Here is a 19958-nt window from a genome sequence, read left to right on the forward strand (position 1 = left end):
CCCAGCCTAGCCGCCCAGCGTGTCCAGCGCCTGCTTCAGGTCGGCCCAGAGGTCCTCGACGCCCTCCACCCCGACGCTCAGCCGCACCAGGTTCTCCGGGACGCTGGCGGGTTCAGCCGAGTGCCGGCGCCGGCGTTCAATGAGGGACTCGACGCCGCCCAGGGACGTGGCGGGCAGCCAGAGGCCAAGGGCCCGCACGAGTTTGTCCGCGGCGTCGGCGCCGCTGAGGCCCGCCGCGGGGGCCACCTGGATGCAGATAATGGACCCAAACCCCTTCATTTGCGCCTTCGCGCGGATGTGCCCCGGATCGGTGTCGAGCCCGGGGAACCGGATGGACTCGACGGCAGGGTGCCCTGCGAGGCGGCCCGCGAGGACCATGGCTGATTCCTGCGACCGCTGCACGCGCAGCGCGAGCGTCCGCAGGCCGCGGAGTGCGAGCCACGCCTCGAAGGGTCCGGCGATGCCGCCGTGGATGATGCGGTGGTGCAGCAGTTCAGCGCGGATGTCCGGGTTGGACGTGACCAGCGCGCCAAGGACGACGTCGGAGTGTCCGGCGAGGTATTTGGTCACCGAATGGAGGACGACGTCGGATCCGAGCAGCAGTGGCTGTTGCACCAGGGGCGTAGAGAAGGTGTTATCGGTGACGACGATCGCCCCGGCGGCGTGGGCGGCTTCAGCGACGGCGGCCATGTCCGCGATGCCGAGCATGGGGTTGGTGGGGCTCTCCAGCCACAGCATGGAAGCGGCTTTGGCAGCCGGACCCTGGGGCGCAAGGGCGTCCTGGACCGCGCCGGTATCGGCAATGTCCACGGTCCGGAGTTCAATGAAGCCCTTTTGGGCGAGTTCGGAGGCCATCACCAGCGAGCCCGAGTAGCTGTGGTTGGGCATGACCAGCACCCCGCCGGCCGGAATCAGGGACAGCGCAGAGCTGACCGCGGCAAGTCCGGATGCGTAAAGCAGTCCGGGAAGCGCCGCTCCCTCAAGCTGGCCGAGTGCCTCCTCGAAGGGGTCCCAGGTGGGGTTGGAGTACCGGCCGTAGCCCCGGTCGCCATCACCGAGCGGACCGGTCCCAAAGTAGGTGGACGAAAGGGTGATGGGAGGGTTGACCGGCTGGTCCCTTTCCCTCGGCGGACGTCCGGCCGCCACCACCACGGTCTCGGGTGTAAGGAACGCGGCCTGGTGCTCGGAAAGACTCATGGTCAAAGGGTACTGTTCCAGCCAATCGGGCCGGAAAGCAGTGTCGTTTTGTGGACGCCGGTCCGTCCACTGCTCCTGCACAGGAGGTCTCCGGAAGCCGGGATTGTCGCCACGCCTCGGTAGGCTTGAGTAGTGAACAAACAGAGGGCCGGCGTATTCATCGCATTCGAAGGTGGCGATGGTGCCGGCAAGTCCACCCAGGCGGCCCGGCTGGCGGAGGCACTGGAAGCCCGCGGTTATACCGTGCTCCGTACCCGCGAACCCGGGGGCACCCCGGTCGGCGAAAAGCTCCGGTCACTGGTGCTGGACCACGGAAACGGCGAGATCGACGCCCATACAGAGGCCCTGATCTTTGCGGCTTCCCGTGCCGCGCACGCCACCCAGGTGATCCGCCCTGCCCTTGCGCGCGGCGAGATGGTGCTGACCGACCGCTACATCGACTCTTCCGTGGCCTACCAGGGGGCAGGCCGAAACCTGGGCCAGGACGCCGTGCGTACCCTTAACGAGTGGGCCACCTCTGGCCTCCAGCCGCACCTGACTGTCCTGCTGGACGTCGACCCGGACCTGGGGCGCCGCCGGCGGACCGCGGGCCAGGCAACCGAGGACCGGCTGGAATCCGAAGCCGACGAGTTCCACACCCGCATCCGGGACGCATTCCTCGATCTGGCAGCCGTCCGGCCCGGGTCCTACCTGGTCCTCCCGGCCCGCCTCCCCGTTGACGAGTTGGCCGGGCGGATCCTCGCCCGGGTGGACACCCTGCTGGATGCAGTGCAGGGGCCGGCGGCGGAGGAGGCGGTGCCTGTGCCGGCGCCGGGAACACCCTCCGGCGGTGGTGGCTCGTGACCGTTTGGGATGACCTCCAGGGCCAGCCCGCCGTCGTCGAACAACTGCGCCAGGCCGCGGGCGGCGAAGGCCTGACCCACGCCTGGCTGTTCACCGGGCCGCCGGGGTCCGGCCGTTCCAACGCCGCCAAGGCGTTCGCTGCCGCGTTGAACTGCGACCAGGAAGACGTGGGCCTTCGAGGGTGCGGACAGTGCCAGGCATGCCACACGATTTTGGGCGAAACCCATTCCGATGTGACCTTTGTGCGCACTGAAAAAGTCACCATCACCATAGACGAGGCCCGTGAGCTCGTAGCGACGGCGGGCAACCGGCCGTCGTCGGGCCGCTGGCGGATCATCGTCGTGGAGGATGCCGACCGGATGGCCGAACGGACCACCAATGTGCTGCTCAAGGCCATCGAGGAGCCGACGCCGCGCACCGTGTGGATGCTGTGTGCGCCGTCGCCTGCCGACGTCCTGGTCACCATCCGCTCCCGCTGCCGCAGCGTGGCCCTCCGCTTGCCGCCGGCCTCGGACGTGGCAGCGCTGCTGGTCCGGCGGGACGGCGTAGACCCGGCCCTCGCGGAACAGGCAGCCCGCACGGCGCAAAGCCACGTGGGCATCGCCCGCCGGCTGGCCAGGGATCCTGCCGCAAGGGAACGCCGCCTGGAAACCGTCCGTTTTCCGCTGGGACTGCGCGGCGTAACGGCCGCCGTCATGATGGCGGACAAGCTGGTCAAAATCGCCACGGCAGAGGCAAACAGCTCCAATGAGGAGCGCGACGCCGCGGAGAAGGCCAGCCTCCTTGCTACGCTTGGAGCACCGGAGTCCGGCACCCTGCCGCCAGCAATGCGCAGCCAGGTGAAGCAGCTCGAAGACGACCAGAAACGCCGCGCCAAGAGGTCCATCACCGACTCCCTGGACCGTACGCTCACCGACCTGCTGTCCTTTTACCGGGATGTGCTGGTCATCCAGCTGGGGAACGCCGTGGAACTGGTCAACGTTGAGCTGAGGGGTGAGCTGGAGGAGTTCGCAGCCCACACCACCCCGGAAGCCACGCTGGCCCGCATGGACGCCATCAACAAAGCCCGCGAACGCATCACCACTACCAATGTTGCCCCGCTGCTGACCATAGAGTCCATGGCGGCCAGCCTGATCCAGCCTTCCAAGGAGACCCGATGACTGCCCGCTCCCTGCCCGCACGCCACAGGTCCCTGGCGGTCGCCGTCCGCGCTGCGGGTGCCATGGTCCTGGCCATGGTCCTGGCCTCGTGCAGCCTCCTCAACGGCGGCGACCGGAACCCGCAGGAGGCGGCCACCGCCAAGGCTGATCCGTCCATCGTGGCGTCCGCTCCGGCCGGGCTGGAGAAGTTCTACTCGCAGGAAGTCGTTTGGCAACCGTGCGAAGGGGAGTTCCAGTGCGCCAAAGTGGCCGTGCCCGTGGATTACGCCAATCCTGGCAGCGAGACCATCCAGTTGGCCGCTTTGCGGGCGCCGAGCACGGGCAAGAAGACCGGCAGCCTGCTGGTCAACCCGGGCGGCCCGGGCGCGTCCGGCTACGACTTCGTCAAGGACGCCGCCGGAACGCATTTTTCGGCCGCAGTCCGAAACTCCTACGACCTTGTCGGCTTCGATCCGCGCGGCGTGAAGCGCTCGGCCCCGGTCACCTGCATGTCGGACGCCGAACGCGACGCCTACCGGGCCAAGATCTACACCCTTGACACCGATTCCGGGCTGCAGGCGGCCCTTGCGGACAACAAGGCAATCGCCTCGCAGTGTGCGGCGCAAACGGGCCCCGTCATGGCCCATATCGACACCGTCAGCGCCGCGAAGGACATGGACGTCCTGCGGGCCGTCGTAAACGACACCAAGCTGAACTACCTGGGGTACTCCTACGGCACGTTCCTGGGATCCACCTACGCCTCCCTGTTCCCGGACAACGTGGGCCGCATGGTCCTTGATGGAGCCCTTGACCCCTCCATCAGCAACGAAGAGCTCACCAGCGGCCAGGCCCAGGCTTTCGAAAAGGCGCTCCACACCTACGTTGCGAGCTGCCAGAAGCAAGGGAAGTGCCCGCTCAGCGGCGACGCCGACTCCGGCGTGAAGCAGATCCGGGACCTCATCAACTCCATCCAGGAGACGCCACGAACGGCGAAGGACGGGCGGCTGGTCAATGCAACCACATTCGTCAGCGGCCTGATCACCCCGCTGTACAACGACCAAAGCTGGCCCGCGCTCACCCAAGCCCTTGAGGCGGCCATGTCCGGCGATGTAAGCCTCATGCTCCGGCTTGCCGACCTCGGCGCCGACCGTGCCTCCGACGGTTCGTACACGTCCAATTCCACCTTCGCCTTCAACGCAATCAACTGCCTCGACTACCCCATGGTTTCGGATGCCGCGGGCATGCGGGCGGAGGAGAAGCGGCTCGAACAGGACTCCCCCACCATGGGCTACTTCTTTGCCTACGGCGGCACCACCTGCGCCGACTGGCCCTACAAGAACGTCCGTACGCCTGCGCCGGTGGAATACAGCGGCGACTCCCCCATCGTGGTCATCGGAACCACCGGCGATCCCGCCACCCCCGTCGGCTGGGCCGCGTCATTGCGCAAGCAGTTGGGGAACGCCTCGCTGCTGACCTGGCGCGGTGAAGGGCACACCGCCTACGGCCGGGCCAACAGCTGCCTTGAGGACTCGGTGGACAATTATCTGGTGGGCGGCAAGCTGCCGGCCGACAACACGGTCTGCTGACTGCTCCCGCAGCTTCCGTCCGCCCCATTTTGACCGGGGCGAGGGGACTCTATTACAGTTGACTCTTGCATGAAGCGCCCGGTTCCGCCGGGGATTTTCATGCGGTGCTTCCTTAGCTCAGTCGGTAGAGCGTTTCACTCGTAATGAAAAGGTCATCAGTTCGATTCTGATAGGAAGCTCGGGATAAACCCCGGACAGCCCCTTCTTTTAGGGGTTTCCGGGGTTTTTCGCTGGTTAAGCGCCATTTCGGCCAGCCGCCGCTCCGACGCCGTGCGGAGTTCAGGAAACAGCAAGCCAGGCAAGGTATCCTCCCGGTATGACCCCCCGCTCCCAGGCTGCTGTTGCGCGCGCCACGGCCTTCGACGCTGCCATCCCCGCAGGCTGCAGTCACGCCGCACCTGCCACGTCCGCATGTCCGGGCCGGCGGGACCGGACCAGGCCCGCAGGACAGCCAGGGAACAGGAACTAGAAGTGGAACCACATGTCCCGCGGCACCTGAGCCAGGACGGAAAAGGTCCCGGCCGCAGGGCCGTTTTACTGGCGGCGGTACTGACGATGTCCGCCGCGGCGCCCAGCCTGCAGCCCGACCAGAAGCAGAAGGCAACCTCCTCCGACCTGCCCGCGCCCGACGACGGCGCAGGGAACCCCAGCTCGACGGTCCTGCACTCTGGTCCGGACGGTGACGAACCGGCGCCCAACCGGTCGGCCGCTCCCGTGTTGTCACGTGCCCAGGTTGTCGATACCTTCGGAAAGCACCAGGCCCGGTACTGGGGCCTGGAGGCTCCCGGCGTCCTGACCCGGATGCCACCAGGGCAGGGCATCGCACTGACCTTGGACTTTTGCGGTGGCCCCGGCGGCAGCGGCTGCGACCAGGCCCTTCTTGACACGTTGCGCCAGCGCCACATCCCGGCCACGCTCTTCCTGAACTCGCGGTGGATCGCAGCCAACCCCGCCACCACCCGGCAGTTGGCAGCAGACCCGCTCTTCGAGATCGCCAACCACGGAACGTCCCACAAGCCGCTGTCCACCAACGGCAACACGGCCTACGGCATTCCGGGCACCAGGAACGCGGGGGAGGTTTACGACGAGGTCATGCCAAACGATGAGGCCCTGGCGAACATCACCGGCAAGCGGCCCAAGTACTTCCGCCCTGGCACCGCCTACCTGGACGACGTCGCCACGGACATCCTGGGTGCGTTGGGCGTGAAGCCGGTGGGCTTCAGCATCAATGGCGACGGCGGCGCGACCTTTCCCGCCGCAGTCGTTGCCAGGGAGGTGGGAAGGGCGCGGGCGGGGGACGTGGTCATCTGCCACGGCAACCACCCCAATGGGGGAACGGCAGAAGGCGTCAAGCAGGCCTTGGACAAGCTGCTCTCGGCAGGGATGTCCTTCGCTCACCTGCCTTAGGCCGTCCGCTGCGGCCAGGCCGGGACCAAGCCCCTCCGGCCCCGCTGGCGGCCCGCGTGCCGATCGGATACGTTGACAGAAAAGCCCCAGCCCAGCCGCACCGGACACTGCAGACCGGTGCTGGACGTTAGGAAGAATCCCATGCCGGACCACCACGAACTGCCCACCATCGGATGGGTCCCTGCGTGGGCGGACCTGCAGGAACGCAGTGCAGGCCCCGTTGATTCAGGATTCGTCCTCAGGGCGGGCACCGGGCAGGACCCGGAAAGCCAGGAGTACGTTGCCGGCTGGCCCGGACCGGGCACCGAGGAGCTTGCAAGCAACGCCGCAGCCAAGGCCGGAGTGCGCCTCACCCTGCTCTGCGCCGACGCCGCTGCCGCTGCCGCTGCCGCAAGGGACCATGCACCACGGGGCCTGGCACCCGTGGCCGAACGGGTGCTGCTCATGGCACCGACGGCCGAGCTTAACGGACCGGTGGTGCTGCCGGAGAACTCCCAGGTGGCCTTGGCACCGATGGAGACTTTTGACGCCGTCGAAATAACCGTATTTGACCACCCTGTCGCCAAGGGACGCATCCAAATCCGGGACGATTTCGCGGCGGTGGCGGTCACCGAACTGCCGCAGGGGCCGGAGCAGGAGACCTTCGAACAGGGCCTGTTCGCCGCCATGGCGGAGGAGGCGTTCCTGCACGGCGCCGAGTACCTGCACATGGTGGTGGAACCGGAGGCAGCCGTCCGCTACGAATCATCCGGCTGGACGGCCGCGGGCCGGCTCGTCAGTTTCGGGAAGAACTGAGACGGCGGATGGGCGCCATCGCCATGGGTCGGCCACGCCTGCGTAACGGGGTCTAGTCCGGCCTGCCGACCACCACCTGGGACGGGCTGTGGGTCACGTAGCCATTAGCCCAGGAAAACAGCGCCCTGACTTTCTGCTGGAAGCCGGGCAACAGGGCCAGGTGCACCGCCAGCCACGAAACGAAGGCCAACGGCCCCTGCAAGTGCAGCCGTTGGCGGCCCAGCTCAGCCACCGCCGCTCCGCGGCCCACCATGGCCATGTACCCCTTGTCCCAATATCGGAAAGGCTCGCGCACGCCGCCGGTGAGGTCCGCGTAGATATTGCGCGCCGCCCACTTGCCCGATTGCTGGGCTACCGACCCCAACTGCGGCAGCTTGTTCCCGCCGGCGTCCGTGATGTTGGCGGCGTCACCCAGGACATAGACGCCCTCGACGCCCGGCGCGGTCAGATCAGGCTGGACGTCAATCCGGCCGCCCCTCCCCTGCCCCAGGCCGGATTCGGTGATGATTTTTCCGGCCTGCAGGCCACCGGCCCAGACCACGATCCGGGCAGGAATGACCGTCCCGCCCTTGAGGGTCACACCGTCCGGCCGGACTTCGGCCACGGGCTGGCCCATATGCAGCTGCACGCCGAGCTTCGTCAGGCGGTCCCGCGCGTAGGTCTGCGACTTCTCCGAAAACGCGGCGAGGACGTTTGGAACCATATCCACAAGGTGGATGTGGCACCGATCGGCCAGTTCCGGCGAGAAGTACTTTGGCACCAGGTACTTGACGTTCTCAGCGAGCGCGCCGGCCGTCTCGACGCCAGTGGGGCCACCGCCCACCACAATGACGTCAGCGCCTGCTCCCGGCTCACGGTCGGCCTGGTCCAGGACGGCGGTGATGGCCGCGCTGAGCCTGGTGGCGTCCGCGACGGAGTACAGCGGGTAGGCATGCTCATCTGCGCCGGGGGTGTTGAAGAAGTTCGGCACTGCTCCAGTGGCGATGACCAGGGCCTGGGCCCGGTATGTGGACCCGTCGGCCGTGGTGACGGTCCGGTTCGGTGCGTCGATGGCAGTCACCGTCGCCGTCAGGACCCGGACGCTGTTGATTCCGCGGAACTCCGCCCTCAGCGGCCGCGTCACCGTGGACACGCCAATTTGCGATGCAGCCACCTGGTAGAGGAGCGGCTGGAACTGTTGGTAGCTGTTGGCGTCAAGCAGCAGCACGCGGACGCCCTTGTGGCCCAACTCCTCAGCCGCTGCCTTCCCGGCAAATCCGCCGCCAACCACGATGACCTGATATGAATCGTCCATTCGTGAAACTTACCCCTCCCGGCGGGCGAGCAACAGGGTGCTTTCCCGCAACCTCCGCTGCGCCGCGCCATTTTGCCCCGCATCTGTCGAGGCAGCCAGGACACCTAAGATGGCGGCATGGATGACGAAGCCCTGGCGGACATCGCCGACCGCCTTTATGCGGGAACGCTGGAGGACTTCACTGCAGCCCGCGCCGCCGCGGCCAAGGAAGCATCGGGCCGGGACAAGGGCCTGGCGGCAGCGGTCCGGGGCCTGCCGAAACCTTCCGTCGCTGCGTGGGCGCTCAATATGCTTGCCCGCCACCGGCCGGAGGTGCCTGCCCGGCTGGATGAGCTGGGGGCGCGGATGCGGGCAGCCCAGGACTCGCTGGACGCCGCTGCCCTCCGCGAGCTGGGCCGTGAGCGGCGCACCATGCTCGCAGACGCCGTCGACACCGTCCGGTCCGTGGCCCGGGCGCAGGGCCGGTCCATCAGCGACGCGATGGCTTCCGACGTCGAGGAAACCCTCCGGGCCATGACGGCAGACGCGGGGGCGGCCAACGCCGTTGCCAGTGGGCGGCTGCTGAAAGTCCTCTCCGCAGATGGCGTTAACGACGTGGACCTGGACGGTGCGGTAGCCCTCCCCGGCCTGCTCCCGGCCGCACCGCCCAGCCGTCCCGCCGGTACTCCCCAGTCCGCGCCGCGGCTGGACGGTGCAAAGACCACAGGGGTGAAGCCGCCAGCCAGGAAGACGCCAGCGGCGAACGCGGCGGCATCGAAGACGCCAACGACGACGCCGCAGGGCACCGGGCCAAAGCCGGCCAGGCCCCGGCTTGAGGCAGTCCGGCAGACGCCCCGGCCTGCCTCGCCGCCAGCGCTTGAACGGGCCAGGGCCGCCCTCGCGGAGGCCCAGGAGGCCCAGGAAGCAGCCTTGCAACTGGCCGGTGGGCTGCAGGAGCAGGAAGGGCAGGCGCGGGCGGAAATCGCGGAACTGCAGCAGGAAACAGCTGAACTCAGGAGCCGGCTTCAAGCCACCGAAGAACGCCTGGACCGCTCCCGCAAGCGGCTGGCCACCACCACTGCCGAGGCAAAACAGGCCGCGCGGGCGGCAGACAAGGCCCGCCGGGCCACCGTGCTGGCACAGGAACGCGTGCTCCGTCTGGGCAATCGCTGACTGCTTCACAGCCAGCCCCAGCTGCGCCGCCAAGTACTATTTCTGCATTGGGGCCAAATCCGAGCCCGTGGCCCTCGCATCGATTCTCCCGCCGGCGCCGCACCGACACCTACCGAGAAGAGCAAATCATCACTACCATCACCGTCCTCGTCGCCGGAGCCACCGGTGACCTCGGCCAACGCATCGTACGCGAACTCCTCCGCCGCGACGCCGAGGTCCGGGTCCTGACACGCCCCGGGAGCGGAACGGCCCATGGCATCCACGGCGGGGAGGATCGTGTGGAGATCCACGAGGCTGCCTACACAGATCGGGCCGGCCTCGCCTCCGCATTGTCCGGCGTGGATACCGTCATTTCCGCCGTCAGCGGTGCGCGTCCTGTCATCGTCGACGCGCAGCGGGCGCTCCTCGCGGCCGCCGTCGACGCAGGTGTGGCACGGTTCATCCCGTCGGACTACTCCGCGGATTACCGCCGGGTCACCCCCGGCAGCAACCGCAACTTCGAGCTCCGCCGCGAGTTCGCCGCCGAACTCGACGCCGCACCCATACGCGTAACTTCTGTGCTGAACGGGGCCTTCGCCGACATGCTCACCGGCCAAGCGCCGATGATCCTGTTTAACCGCCACCGGGTCCTGTTCTGGTCCTCACCGGACCAGGTTCTCGACTTCACCACCAAGGACGACGTCGCACGCGTCGTCGCACTTGCCGCCCTGGATGAGGAGGCACCCCGCGTGGTCGAGATAGCCGGCGACCGCGTCACGGCGCGCAGTATTGCCCGGACGATGACCGAACTCACAGAGACGCCTTTCTCCCTGCAATGGGCCGGGACCACCGGTATGTTGGCTGCCATGAGCAGGGTTGGGCGGCTACTGTCGAAGGACAAAGACCAGGCCTTTCCCGCATGGCAGGGCATGCAGTACTTCGTCAGCATGTTCAGCGGGGAGGCGGAGCTCCAGCATGTCAACAACGACCGCTATGGCCGGCACGAGTGGACCTCGGTCCGCGATGTCCTCGAAGCGCACCTGAAAGAGACAACCGGAGACGGGAGCCAACCGGCGATGGCTCATCCCGGGCACTGATAGCCGGCAATTTCCCGGTCCGTACGCCTCGCGTCCTCAACAACACGCTGAGTCGGTTCCTAAGAATGTCAGACCCCGGTTGCAGACTGGATTTATGGAAAACCAAGCAGTACAGGAATTTCACGTTACGTACTTCGACGCCGACTGCGGCCGGGCCCGCTCCGAGGTCTTCGACACCCTGGAAGACGCCGAGCGCTTCGCCTGCCGGCACTGCCACGGAGAGGACAGCTGGGCCGTGGTGGACGCCGTGACCGTGGAACGCGTCCAGATCGCCGCCTGACCGGTCCGCGCTTGGCTCGACCCGGGCATTGGCCCGGTTAACGGCGTCAGCCCGTGCTGCCGGGGGTTGCCGGCAGCACGGGCTGACGCTGGTTTCGTGGCCGGCCACCGGCAACTGGTGCCGGGAACCGCTGCCTTGGGGACTACGCGAAGTCGGAAACCGCCGGGTCGGCTCCGATGCGGCCTTCGCCGCGCGCGGTCCGGTCAAGGTTGTTGATGGCTTCAATGTCCTCGGCGTCCAGGGAGACCTCCAGTGCTGCGAAGTTCTCCTTGATGCGCGACTCGGTCACGGACTTGGGAATCACCACGTTGCCGATCGCGAGGTGCCAGGCGATGACCACCTGGGCAGGGGTTGCCTGGTGCTTGGCAGCGATGGACGCGATGGCCTGGTCCTTGAGCAGCTCGCCGCCCTGCCCCAGCGGGGACCATGCCTGGGTCAGGATGCCCTTGGAAGCACCAAACTCACGCAGTTCGAGCTGGCTGAAGTAGGGGTGCAGCTCAATCTGGTGGATGGCCGGAACCACGCCCGTTTCGTCGATAATGCGCTGCAGGCCCTCGACCGTGAAGTTTGAGACGCCGATGGACTTGACCCGTCCGCGCTTCTGCAGCTCAATCAGGGCTTTCCAGGTGTCAACGTACTTGTCCTGCTTGGGCTGCATCCAGTGGATGAGGTAGAGGTCCAGCGTTTCCAGGCCAAGCCGGTCCATGGATTCCTCGAACGCGGCGAGCGTCGACTCGTAGCCCTGGTCTGCGTTCCACAGCTTGGTGGTGATGAAGATCTGCTCGGGCGAGAGTCCGGAGCTGGCGATGGCACGGCCCACGCCGGCCTCGTTCCCGTAGATCTTGGCGGTGTCGATGTGGCGGAAGCCGGCTTCGAACGCCTGCCGGACAACCTTTTCAGCCACGTCGTCCTCAACCTGCCACACACCGTAGCCGAGCTGGGGGATCGTGTTGCCGTCGTTGAAAGTCAAGGTAGGTGAAAGAGTCATGGTTTTATCCTGCCAAACCCGGGGAGCCCAACGCGGCGGAATCCGGGTCTGTCAGCCAGGCGCTTAACTGGAAAGTAGGCTTCCAAATCGGGAATATTCCTGCGCACCCGCCCGGCCTATTCCGAGTGAAGCTGCCTCTCGGCGTCGTCCACCTGCTGGAAGACGGCCTCGGCGCGGCGGTGGACGGACGCGGCGCCAACCGGCACCGGCCCCACGGCGAGCCGCAGCATTGCTGCAGCCTCCGCCGTGGTTGCCAGTGAATTTCCTGCCTTGGACAGGGACCTGTGCACATTCGACAGTGCTGCGGGAATGTCCAGGCCGTCGCTTGGGGCGCGCCGCTGCGCTTCCATGCAGACTGCCCGGACGCGAGGCAGCAAAGCAGCCAGCTGGTTGGCGATCTCCAGCAGCTCGCCGTACAGCTGGTCATCCTCCACGCCCTCGAGCACCTGGTGGAAGCGGTCCAGTCCCCGGTGGAAACGGTCGTGCGCGCGGCGCCACAAACCCTTTCCCAGCTCCACGTCGTCCTTGCGCCCCTGCCTGGCGGCGCTGAAAAAGCCCAAGCGGATCCTACAAGTACTGGCCCGGGCCGTGGTCCGGGTCCTCACGCTGACCAGGCCGGCCCTGTTGCCCGGGCCGGGCGCCGGCCGGGGCACGCTGGGGCTCGCCGTTTTCACCGATCACCACGCCGGGCGCAATCATGGTGCCCGGCGGCAGTTGGCGCAGCTGCAGCTGCGCGGCTGCGTGTTCCCGGGCCGCGTTCTGGGCGGCGATGGCCGTTTGGATCCCATGGAACAGGCCCTCAAGCCAGCCCACCAGCTGGGCCTGGGCAATCCGAAGCTCCGCGTCCGATGGTGTGGCGTCACCGGAGAAGGGCAGGTTGATCCTGTCCAGTTCTGCCACGAGCTCGGGCGCAAGGCCGTCCTCCAGCTCCTTGATGGAGCGGGCGTGGATGGCAGCCAGCCTGCCGCGCGCAGCATCGTCCAGTGGGGCAGACTTCACCTCTTCAAGCAGCTGCCGGATCATGGTGCCGATCCGCATCACCTTGGCAGGCTCGTCCACCAGATCCTGCAGGCTGCTCCCCCTGGGCCTTCCGTCCGTCCCGGAGGGAACCTGAACGGGGTCCTCCGTGTCGTCCACGGGAGTACCCTCTACCGGAAGGTCCTCAGCTGCCTGAGTGTCATTGGGATCGCTCATGCGTTCATACTCTCACGGCCCGTCCGGCCACGGTCCACCTGTGAAGGCCTGTGGCGCGCTTGTCCGCTGCGGGCTCAATCAGCAGCACCGGCCTTGGGGGTTGCTGTCCTGGCGGTCTGTGCGGTCCCGCCAGAACTCCCGCTCTGTCAGGGGCGCTTCGGCATGCCCGGCGGCCCGGTGGTGTTCCAGGTACTTGGCGTAGGCGTCCGCGCCCATGACGCCGCCCAGGTAGCGGGCAAACCCGCGGAACCCGTTGGCGACCAGGGCGATCCCGGCGCTCATCAGTGCCCGGTCCGTTCGAGCCGGGCCTCGGCGGGCACCTTCTCCCATTCGGCAGCCAGTTCACGTTCGGCCGTGGTTGGTACCAGCCCGGCCGGCGCAAAGACGCGCGACGGAACAGCCGGGTCCTCGTTGTCGGTGATGGCCGCTCCTGCCGACCGGTCCCGGAACGCCTTGGCCGTGGCGAGGAGCGCGGTGGCGATCACGATGATGCTGAGCACCACGAAGATCACGGACAGCCAGCCCTGGATGGCCGTGTTGCGGACCACGGCTTCCATCGCGGCCACCGTCTTCGCGGTGCCGAATTCCTTCTTGCCGTCGGCCAGCGCCTTGCTGAAGGCCGCGTTGTTGGCGAAGTAGCCCACGGCAGGGGTGGAGGAGAAGATCTTCTGGTAGCTCGCGGTGATGGTCACCACGGCTGCGAACGCCAGCGGCAGGGCCACGATCCACAGGTACTTAAAGGTTCCCCGTTTGGCAACGATTGCCAGGACCACGGCCAGCGCGATGGCGGCGAGCAACTGGTTGGCGATTCCGAACAGCGGGAACAGGGTGTTGATGCCGCCCAGCGGGTCGGTGACACCCATGAGCAGCACTGCGCCCCAGGCTGCCACCATGATGGCGGTGCAGAGCCAGGCTCCGGGACGCCAGGAGGCCTCCTTGAACTTGGGGACGAAGTTGCCGATGGAGTCCTGCAGCATGAAGCGGGCAACACGGGTGCCGGCATCGACGGCAGTGAGGATGAAGAGCGCCTCGAACATGATGGCGAAGTGGTACCAGAAGCCCATGAGGGCGGTCCCGCCCACGAACTGGTGCATGATGTGCGCCAGGCCCACCGCCAGGGTGGGAGCGCCGCCGGTACGGGACACGATGCTTTGTTCGCCAACGTTCCGCGCCGTCTCGGACAGCAGGTCCGGGCTGATGTTCACTCCGGCCAGGCCAAGGCTGTTGACCCAGGTGGCTGCGGTTTCGACGGTGCCGCCGGTCAGTGCGGCGGGAGCGTTCATGGCGAAGTAGAGTCCGCGGTCGATCGAGATGGCGGCCACCAGGGCCATGATGGCCACGAAGGATTCCATCAGCATGCCGCCGTAGCCGATGTACCGGGTCTGCCGTTCCTTCTCCACCAGTTTGGGGGTGGTACCGGATGAGATGAGGGCGTGGAAGCCGGAGAGTGCGCCGCAGGCGATGGTGACGAACAGGAAGGGGAACAGGGCGCCGGAGAATACGGGGCCGTTTTCCCGGCTGGCGAATTCGCTGAACGCGGGAACGGTGACCTCGGGCCGGACCACGATGATGGCCAGCGCCAGCATCACGATCACGCCGATCTTCATGAACGTGGAGAGGTAGTCGCGCGGGGCGAGCAGCAGCCACACCGGCAGGATGGCGGCGATGAAACCGTAGATGATCAGGCCCCAGGCGATGGTCACCTTGTCCAGGTGGAACACGGCTGCGCCCCATCCGGTCTGGGCCACCAGGCCGCCGCCGATGATGGCGGCCATCAGCAGGACGAAGCCGATGATGGAGACTTCCATGACTTTGCCGGGCCGCAGGTAGCGGAGGTAGACGCCCATGAAGAGGGCGATGGGGATGGTCATGCCCACCGAGAACACGCCCCACGGGCTTTCACCCAGGGCGTTGACGACGACGAGGGCCAGGATGGCCACGATGATCACCATGATGAGCAAAGTGGCAATGAGCGCTGCCGTGCCACCGATCACGCCGAGTTCCTCACGGGCCATCTGGCCCAGGGAGCGGCCGCCGCGGCGCATGGAGAAGAACATCACCAGGTAGTCCTGGACGGCGCCGGCGAGGACCACGCCCACGATGATCCAGATGGTGCCGGGAAGGTAGCCCATCTGGGCGGCGATGACCGGGCCCACCAGCGGGCCGGCGCCTGCGATGGCGGCGAAGTGGTGGCCGAAGAGCACGTTCCGGTCGGTGCGGACATAGTCCTTGCCGTCGGCCTTGTACTCGGCCGGGGTGGCACGCCGGTCGTCAGGCTTGGTGATGTAGCGTTCGATCACCTTGGAGTAGAAGCGGTAGCCGATCAGGTAGGTGCACACGGAGGCGAAGACGAACCAGATGGCGTTGACGGTCTCGCCGCGCACGATGGCCAGCATGAACCAGGCAACGCCGCCCAGCAGGGCAATCGCGGCCCAGAGCGCGATCTTCGCCGGGGTCCATTTCCGGTCCTCGGCGTCGAGCCGTGCCTGGTCGACGGCGGGCGGGGGAAGATCCGGGTCCGTAGCCAGTCCGCCCTCCGCCCGGGATCCGTTGTTCCGTTGGTCAGGCGCTCCGGCCATGTCTCCTCCTTGAGAGTTATCCCACTTTTCCTACTGGGCACCCTACCAACGCGGGTCCCCGCTTCCGCGGCCGACGGCGGCGCGGCGCCCGGCTGTGCGGTGAGCGGCGGCGCCGCGGCGACGAATGAGGGTCGAAAGCTCCAGGCTAGGCCGCGCTGCGCCGGGACAAGGGCAGCCCGGAAGGGGTAAAAGTCCAGGCAAGCACTGCGCCCGTCACCGGCACGGCCATTACGAGGGCCAGGAGGTGCAGCCAGGGAACGTCGACTGCTGTCCGCATGTCCGACGACAGGACAAGCAGGAAGGCAGGCACCACCCCTGCCAGTACCCCCAGCAGGGCGCCCACGCCGCTGGTGAAAAGGGCCTGCGATCCTGCCAGGGCCTTGCGCAGCCGCGGCGAGGCTCCCACGCCGGCAAGCGTGGCGTGGTCGGTGCGGGCATCGGCCAGGGAGAGACCGGTGGTGATGCCCGCTGCGCTGAACGTGATGAGCGCGGCGGCGGCCACAATGGACCACGTCATCCACTGGCTGCCCTGGGAAATGCCAGGCTCGGCCCGGAAGTCCATGCCGGGCTGCCGGTAGACGGCCGCGATGGCAGCGGAGGCTGCATCAGCCTCCGCCTCCGACGGATACTTCGCCAGCTGAACCAGGAGCCCGGCGGGTTCAGCGTGGAGCTCCAGGCGTGCGGCGGTTTCCGGCGAGACAACACCGAAGTATGGGACCGGGACAGAAGGCTCGAGCACCGTTGCGGCCAGGGAAGTGCTCCTCACCGTCGAGGGCACCGTGCCGGGCCCGGACGGCGCCGGACCGTGGGTCCGTACATCTTTCCCCTCCAGCAGGACTGTTCCGTCACGGACGAAGACGGGGTTGGTCACTATCATTCCACCGGCGTCCAGCACCGCCAGGGACTCCGCGGATGGATCGCGGCCCAGTGCTGCCCGGACGTCGTCCACCCCGCCGACCAGGATGGCCCGGCTGGAGGGCTGTTCGTTGACCATGGACCCGCGGCACCGCCAGTCCCCCGGGTCCACTACCCGTCCCATGGGTGTGGTCGGGCACGTATTGGCCTGCGGCCTGGCAAGCGAAAACACCAGGCAATTCGAGGTGTCCGTCAGTGCCGGCAGGCCTGGATCTGCGGGGCCCTCGGGGCAGTTCCGGAGGCTTGCGGGGGCGGTGATGAGCCGGGTCGATTGGACAGTCCCGATGGCACCATCCACCGCGGCGGAGAGTGCGCCGGCGTCAATGTGCATGGGTGGCCGCATGCTGCCATCGGCTGCGAGGGGCTGGTCCACCGTAAGAGGAAGGTACGCCTGGTTCTCCAGGGCGCCCCAGTAATGCGTGTCCCGCAGCCCGGCCTGCTGGCTGGCTGACAGCACCAGGGCGGCGCTTGCCAGGGTGGCCGCCGCGAGTACGGCGGCGACGGCGGGGACGCTCCGGCCACGGTTCCGCGCAGAGTCCCGCGCCGCCATCCGGAGGGAGAGGGAAAGCCAGCGCGTACGGGACGTCAGCCGGAGGATCAGCCATCCGGTCAGCATTACCAGGCCCGCAACTGCGGCCACTGCCCCGGCGATCAGCAGGGTGGCCACCACCGGCAGTTGCTCCGCCCGCTGGTCGGGATCGGTCGTGGAACCGCTGAGAAGCCAGCCGGCCCCAAGCAGCCCTGCGGCAACTGCCAGCGCGACGACGCCGGCCACGGTGGTGCGGCGCCCCGTCGGCGCCGGCGCCCGCCCGGATTTGAGCGCACCCAGCACGGCCTGCCTTGACACCTGGCGCGCCGGGACCAATGCAGCCAGGACGCAGGCGCCCAAGCCCATCGCCATGGCCAGGGCGGTCAGGAGGGGGTCCGGGTGCAGGCCGGCCAGCCGGGCGGAACCGGTGGAACGGACCACGTGGACGACGACGGCAGCGGCCCCCAGCCCCACTGCGGCGCCGCCGGCCACGGCCAGGCTGCCAAGCCACAGTCCGCCGGCAGTGACGACGGCTCCGATGGTGGAAGTGTCCGCTCCGGCGGATGCCAGCAGTGCCAGCTCACGTACCTGGCGCTTGGCGCCGACAGCGAACGCGGCTCCGGCCAGCAGGCCCACCTCGAGCAGTGCGAGCGCACCGACCAGGCCGAAAGTGGCATAGACGGTCACCAGCACCGGGGAGTTGTCGTGCAGCAGGGAACCTGGAACCGTGCGCTGGTCGGCGGACGGCGGGTCCAGCACCACGCTGCGGGACAGCACGCCCACGCCTTCGCTGTTGGCCTCCCTGACCTGTTGCCAGGTGACCGGTTCGGGGCCCACCAGGTAGTAGGACACAGACTGGCGGGTCGAGGGGCCCGCCGCAAGGTCCCCGGGCGCCTGGCCCGCCTTGAGGTACAGGATGCTGTTGCTGTCCGCGACGGAAGCGTCACGGATGGTGCCCACCGGGACGAAGGTTCCTGCCGACGTCGTAAATTCCTGGCCGAAGGCGAGGTGGAACCGCGACATCAACCCCGGCGAAGCCAGCACCTCCGTCCCGTCCCGCGGTGCGCGGCCGGCCAGCAGGCTGTACTTGCCGTCAAACGCCGGATTCAGCGCGTCAACCTCGCGGCCCTGCAAGGAAACAAGGGCCGCGCCCACGCCGGTGGTCAGCGTGAGCGTCCGCTGCGGAAGGACTTCGTAGCCCGCCGGGAGGGCGTCGGCCGGGTCTGTCCGCTCGAAATCCGGGTCGTAGCGGCCGGAGCTGGAAGCGATGACACCATCATTGAGCGGATCCTGCAGGGAGTCCGCGCTGGGAACCGCCAGGACACTGAACCTGGCCTGGGAGTTGCCCAGTTCGTACCGGACAATCTCCCCGGGCGTGCGCTGTGAGCTCTGGTAGAGGGTGGCGGCGCCGGTCATGCCGGCCACCGGCAGCATGATCAGCAGGACGATCAGGAGCGAGCGCCCCTTATGGCGGGCGATGTCGCGGCGGGCCAGCCGCAACGCAACCCGGCGGCCGCTCCGGCGCCCCTGCGGCGCGGGAGCCAGGTCAAGCGGCATCAGAGTCCGGCCTGGGTAAGGAGCATCGTGGGGTCGTGCATGGCTGCCGCCTGGTCAATGATGCGTCCGTCGCGCAGGAAAACCACCCGGTCCGCCCAGGCGGCGTGCCTGGGCTCGTGGGTGACGAGCATGACGGCGGCTCCGGCGTCTGCCCTGGCACGCAGCACCTCCATGACCCCCTGGCCCGTTGTCGAATCCAGCGCACCGGTGGGCTCGTCGGCCAGGATCAGCCGCCGCTTGCCCACGATCGCACGGGCGATGGCCACACGCTGCTGCTGGCCGCCGGACATCTGGTCCATGAAGCGGTCCGCAAGCTCCGGGATACCTACCTGCCGGAGCGCATCGGCTGCCTGCCGGTGCGCCTTGCGGCCAGATGTTCCGTCCAGTTCCAGAGGCAGCGCCACGTTTTCCGCGGCAGTCAGCGTGGGGACCAGGTTGAAGTCCTGGAACACGTAGCCAACGGCCCGGCGGCGCAGGCGGGCCAGTTCGTTCAGGTTCAGCCCGGCCAGGGGCGTGGACTCGACGAAGACAGCGCCCGACGTCGGCCGGTCCAGTCCGCCGGCAACGGCAAGCAGGGAGGACTTTCCTGAGCCGGACGGACCCATGACCGCGACGAACTCCCCCGCGCAGATGGTGAGGTCCACGCCGCGGAGGGCTGCGACCGCCGTCGCCCCTTCCCCGAAGGTCCTGCCGACCTTGGCGAGTTCAAGGACCTGCTGCGGCCCCGGCACGCTCACCGGCGGCTGTCCGCGCTGAGCGGGGCATCTTCCGTGGCCCCGTTGGACGTCTTCCGGGCCGGTCCCGCAGCGGCGGCCTGCGCCTGCTGGACCATCCTGGCTTCGCAGAGGTCCAGCCAGCGGACTTCCGCTTCGGTCTGGAAGATCAGCGAGTCCAGCACCAGGAGCCAGGCGGTATCCGTAGCCTTCTGGTTCGCTGCGGTGTCGCGCCGGGCCTTGGTGTAGTCCTGCAGGGCCCTGATGGACGCTACGCGCTGGGCCTGGATGATGGCCTGAACATCAACCCCGGGCAGGGTGACGGCGAGCGCCAGCTTGATGGCGAGCTCGTTGCGGGGCGGGTTGTTCCGCTCCACGGGGGCGGCGAACCAGCTCCGCACCTCCGCCTTGCCGGCAGGGGTGATGCTGTACACCACATGGCCCTCACCGTCGTCGCCCTCCTTGGCCACCAGGGCATCGCGTTCCAGCCGGTCCAGGGTGGTGTACACCTGCCCGATGTTCAGGGGCCACGTGGCTCCGGTGCGGTTCTCGAACTCGACCCGCAGCTGGTAGCCGTAACGCGGCTGGTCCTGCAGCAGGGCGAGGAGGCTGTGGCGTATCGACATGGTGCTCCCCCGGGCTTAGTCATTGCCGGCATGCACAGGCCCCCAAGACCCGTGCATACCGCGTATACCAACCCTAAGCCGGATCACC

Annotated in this window: 18 protein-coding genes and 1 tRNA gene; 9 read left to right on the forward strand and 10 right to left on the reverse strand. The window is 67.8% G+C overall.

What is annotated here, in order from left to right; all coding sequences use genetic code 11:
- Nucleotides 1-6: 6 nt before the first annotated feature.
- Nucleotides 7-1197, reverse strand: a complete 1191-nt coding sequence (locus NIBR502771_RS01170) for a PLP-dependent aspartate aminotransferase family protein (protein ID WP_141158097.1) — start codon at nucleotides 1195-1197, stop codon at nucleotides 7-9.
- Between the two features lie 132 nt (nucleotides 1198-1329).
- Here NIBR502771_RS01170 and tmk point away from each other — a divergent pair, with 132 nt between their 5' ends.
- From tmk to NIBR502771_RS01200, 6 genes are all read left to right on the forward strand, one after another.
- Nucleotides 1330-2040 (forward strand): dTMP kinase, encoded by a 711-nt coding sequence (gene tmk, locus NIBR502771_RS01175; RefSeq protein WP_246839771.1) that lies wholly within the window; start codon nucleotides 1330-1332, stop codon nucleotides 2038-2040.
- Nucleotides 2037-3200, forward strand: a complete 1164-nt coding sequence (locus NIBR502771_RS01180; RefSeq protein WP_141158098.1) for a DNA polymerase III subunit delta' — start codon at nucleotides 2037-2039, stop codon at nucleotides 3198-3200. The genes tmk and NIBR502771_RS01180 overlap by 4 nt, the downstream gene beginning before the upstream one ends.
- Nucleotides 3197-4765, forward strand: a complete 1569-nt coding sequence (locus NIBR502771_RS01185) for an alpha/beta hydrolase (protein WP_141158099.1) — start codon at nucleotides 3197-3199, stop codon at nucleotides 4763-4765. The genes NIBR502771_RS01180 and NIBR502771_RS01185 overlap by 4 nt, the downstream gene beginning before the upstream one ends.
- A gap of 106 nt (nucleotides 4766-4871) precedes the next feature.
- A tRNA-Thr gene (locus NIBR502771_RS01190) sits at nucleotides 4872-4944 on the forward strand.
- Nucleotides 4945-5236: 292 nt separating this feature from the next.
- The gene (locus tag NIBR502771_RS01195; RefSeq protein ID WP_246839772.1) at nucleotides 5237-6172 is read left to right on the forward strand and encodes a polysaccharide deacetylase family protein; all 936 of its coding nucleotides are present in this window, start codon (nucleotides 5237-5239) and stop codon (nucleotides 6170-6172) included.
- 141 nt (nucleotides 6173-6313) lie between these two features.
- Nucleotides 6314-6967, forward strand: a complete 654-nt coding sequence (locus NIBR502771_RS01200) for a hypothetical protein (RefSeq protein ID WP_141158100.1) — start codon at nucleotides 6314-6316, stop codon at nucleotides 6965-6967.
- 52 nt (nucleotides 6968-7019) lie between these two features.
- Here NIBR502771_RS01200 and NIBR502771_RS01205 read toward each other — a convergent pair whose 3' ends face one another.
- Nucleotides 7020-8261, reverse strand: a complete 1242-nt coding sequence (locus NIBR502771_RS01205) for an NAD(P)/FAD-dependent oxidoreductase (protein ID WP_141158101.1) — start codon at nucleotides 8259-8261, stop codon at nucleotides 7020-7022.
- Nucleotides 8262-8378: 117 nt separating this feature from the next.
- Between NIBR502771_RS01205 and NIBR502771_RS01210 the strand changes: the two genes are divergently transcribed.
- The 3 genes from NIBR502771_RS01210 to NIBR502771_RS01220 all read left to right on the forward strand — a co-directional run bounded on the left by NIBR502771_RS01210 (nucleotide 8379) and on the right by NIBR502771_RS01220 (nucleotide 10769).
- A complete protein-coding gene (locus NIBR502771_RS01210) occupies nucleotides 8379-9413 on the forward strand; it encodes a hypothetical protein (RefSeq protein ID WP_141158102.1) in 1035 nt (344 codons plus the stop codon).
- Nucleotides 9414-9538: 125 nt separating this feature from the next.
- Nucleotides 9539-10489 (forward strand): NmrA family NAD(P)-binding protein, encoded by a 951-nt coding sequence (locus tag NIBR502771_RS01215; protein WP_168225772.1) that lies wholly within the window; start codon nucleotides 9539-9541, stop codon nucleotides 10487-10489.
- Between the two features lie 94 nt (nucleotides 10490-10583).
- The gene (locus NIBR502771_RS01220) at nucleotides 10584-10769 is read left to right on the forward strand and encodes a hypothetical protein (RefSeq protein WP_141158104.1); all 186 of its coding nucleotides are present in this window, start codon (nucleotides 10584-10586) and stop codon (nucleotides 10767-10769) included.
- A gap of 142 nt (nucleotides 10770-10911) precedes the next feature.
- On the opposite strand, the gene NIBR502771_RS01225 is transcribed toward NIBR502771_RS01220, so the two are convergent.
- The 8 genes from NIBR502771_RS01225 to NIBR502771_RS01260 all read right to left on the reverse strand — a co-directional run bounded on the left by NIBR502771_RS01225 (nucleotide 10912) and on the right by NIBR502771_RS01260 (nucleotide 19870).
- Nucleotides 10912-11757: an aldo/keto reductase gene (locus NIBR502771_RS01225; protein WP_141158105.1), complete on the reverse strand. Its 846-nt coding sequence runs from the start codon at nucleotides 11755-11757 to the stop codon at nucleotides 10912-10914.
- Between the two features lie 116 nt (nucleotides 11758-11873).
- Nucleotides 11874-12317 carry a hypothetical protein gene (locus NIBR502771_RS01230; RefSeq protein WP_141158106.1) on the reverse strand — a complete coding sequence of 148 codons (444 nt, stop codon included), beginning with the start codon at nucleotides 12315-12317 and terminating at the stop codon, nucleotides 11874-11876.
- Between the two features lie 7 nt (nucleotides 12318-12324).
- Entirely contained in the window at nucleotides 12325-12951 is a 627-nt protein-coding gene (locus NIBR502771_RS01235) for a bacterial proteasome activator family protein (protein WP_141158107.1), read from the reverse strand.
- A gap of 78 nt (nucleotides 12952-13029) precedes the next feature.
- On the reverse strand, nucleotides 13030-13233 hold the full coding sequence (locus tag NIBR502771_RS01240; RefSeq protein WP_141158108.1) for a YbdD/YjiX family protein: 204 nt from the start codon (nucleotides 13231-13233) through the stop codon (nucleotides 13030-13032).
- Nucleotides 13233-15530: a carbon starvation CstA family protein gene (locus tag NIBR502771_RS01245; RefSeq protein WP_141158109.1), complete on the reverse strand. Its 2298-nt coding sequence runs from the start codon at nucleotides 15528-15530 to the stop codon at nucleotides 13233-13235. The genes NIBR502771_RS01240 and NIBR502771_RS01245 overlap by 1 nt, the downstream gene beginning before the upstream one ends.
- A gap of 145 nt (nucleotides 15531-15675) precedes the next feature.
- On the reverse strand, nucleotides 15676-18531 hold the full coding sequence (locus NIBR502771_RS01250; protein ID WP_141158110.1) for an FtsX-like permease family protein: 2856 nt from the start codon (nucleotides 18529-18531) through the stop codon (nucleotides 15676-15678).
- Nucleotides 18531-19268: an ABC transporter ATP-binding protein gene (locus NIBR502771_RS01255; protein WP_141158111.1), complete on the reverse strand. Its 738-nt coding sequence runs from the start codon at nucleotides 19266-19268 to the stop codon at nucleotides 18531-18533. The genes NIBR502771_RS01250 and NIBR502771_RS01255 overlap by 1 nt, the downstream gene beginning before the upstream one ends.
- A complete protein-coding gene (locus NIBR502771_RS01260; RefSeq protein ID WP_141158112.1) occupies nucleotides 19265-19870 on the reverse strand; it encodes a PadR family transcriptional regulator in 606 nt (201 codons plus the stop codon). The genes NIBR502771_RS01255 and NIBR502771_RS01260 overlap by 4 nt, the downstream gene beginning before the upstream one ends.
- Between the last annotated feature and the right edge of the window lie 88 nt (nucleotides 19871-19958).

This window comes from Pseudarthrobacter sp. NIBRBAC000502771 (assembly GCF_006517215.1).
Taxonomy (GTDB): domain Bacteria; phylum Actinomycetota; class Actinomycetes; order Actinomycetales; family Micrococcaceae; genus Arthrobacter; species Arthrobacter niigatensis.

What these genes read in the sequence shown, in the direction of transcription:
- NIBR502771_RS01170 (WP_141158097.1), bottom strand. Translation starts at nt 1,197, where the DNA reads ATGAGTCTTTCCGAGCACCAGGCCGCGTTCCTTACACCCGAGACCGTG.
- NIBR502771_RS01185 (WP_141158099.1), top strand. Translation starts at nt 3,197, where the DNA reads ATGACTGCCCGCTCCCTGCCCGCACGCCACAGGTCCCTGGCGGTCGCC.
- NIBR502771_RS01200 (WP_141158100.1), top strand. Translation starts at nt 6,314, where the DNA reads ATGCCGGACCACCACGAACTGCCCACCATCGGATGGGTCCCTGCGTGG.
- NIBR502771_RS01205 (WP_141158101.1), bottom strand. Translation starts at nt 8,261, where the DNA reads ATGGACGATTCATATCAGGTCATCGTGGTTGGCGGCGGATTTGCCGGG.
- NIBR502771_RS01210 (WP_141158102.1), top strand. Translation starts at nt 8,379, where the DNA reads ATGGATGACGAAGCCCTGGCGGACATCGCCGACCGCCTTTATGCGGGA.
- NIBR502771_RS01220 (WP_141158104.1), top strand. Translation starts at nt 10,584, where the DNA reads ATGGAAAACCAAGCAGTACAGGAATTTCACGTTACGTACTTCGACGCC.
- NIBR502771_RS01225 (WP_141158105.1), bottom strand. Translation starts at nt 11,757, where the DNA reads ATGACTCTTTCACCTACCTTGACTTTCAACGACGGCAACACGATCCCC.
- NIBR502771_RS01235 (WP_141158107.1), bottom strand. Translation starts at nt 12,951, where the DNA reads ATGAGCGATCCCAATGACACTCAGGCAGCTGAGGACCTTCCGGTAGAG.
- NIBR502771_RS01240 (WP_141158108.1), bottom strand. Translation starts at nt 13,233, where the DNA reads ATGAGCGCCGGGATCGCCCTGGTCGCCAACGGGTTCCGCGGGTTTGCC.
- NIBR502771_RS01245 (WP_141158109.1), bottom strand. Translation starts at nt 15,530, where the DNA reads ATGGCCGGAGCGCCTGACCAACGGAACAACGGATCCCGGGCGGAGGGC.
- NIBR502771_RS01250 (WP_141158110.1), bottom strand. Translation starts at nt 18,531, where the DNA reads ATGCCGCTTGACCTGGCTCCCGCGCCGCAGGGGCGCCGGAGCGGCCGC.
- NIBR502771_RS01260 (WP_141158112.1), bottom strand. Translation starts at nt 19,870, where the DNA reads ATGTCGATACGCCACAGCCTCCTCGCCCTGCTGCAGGACCAGCCGCGT.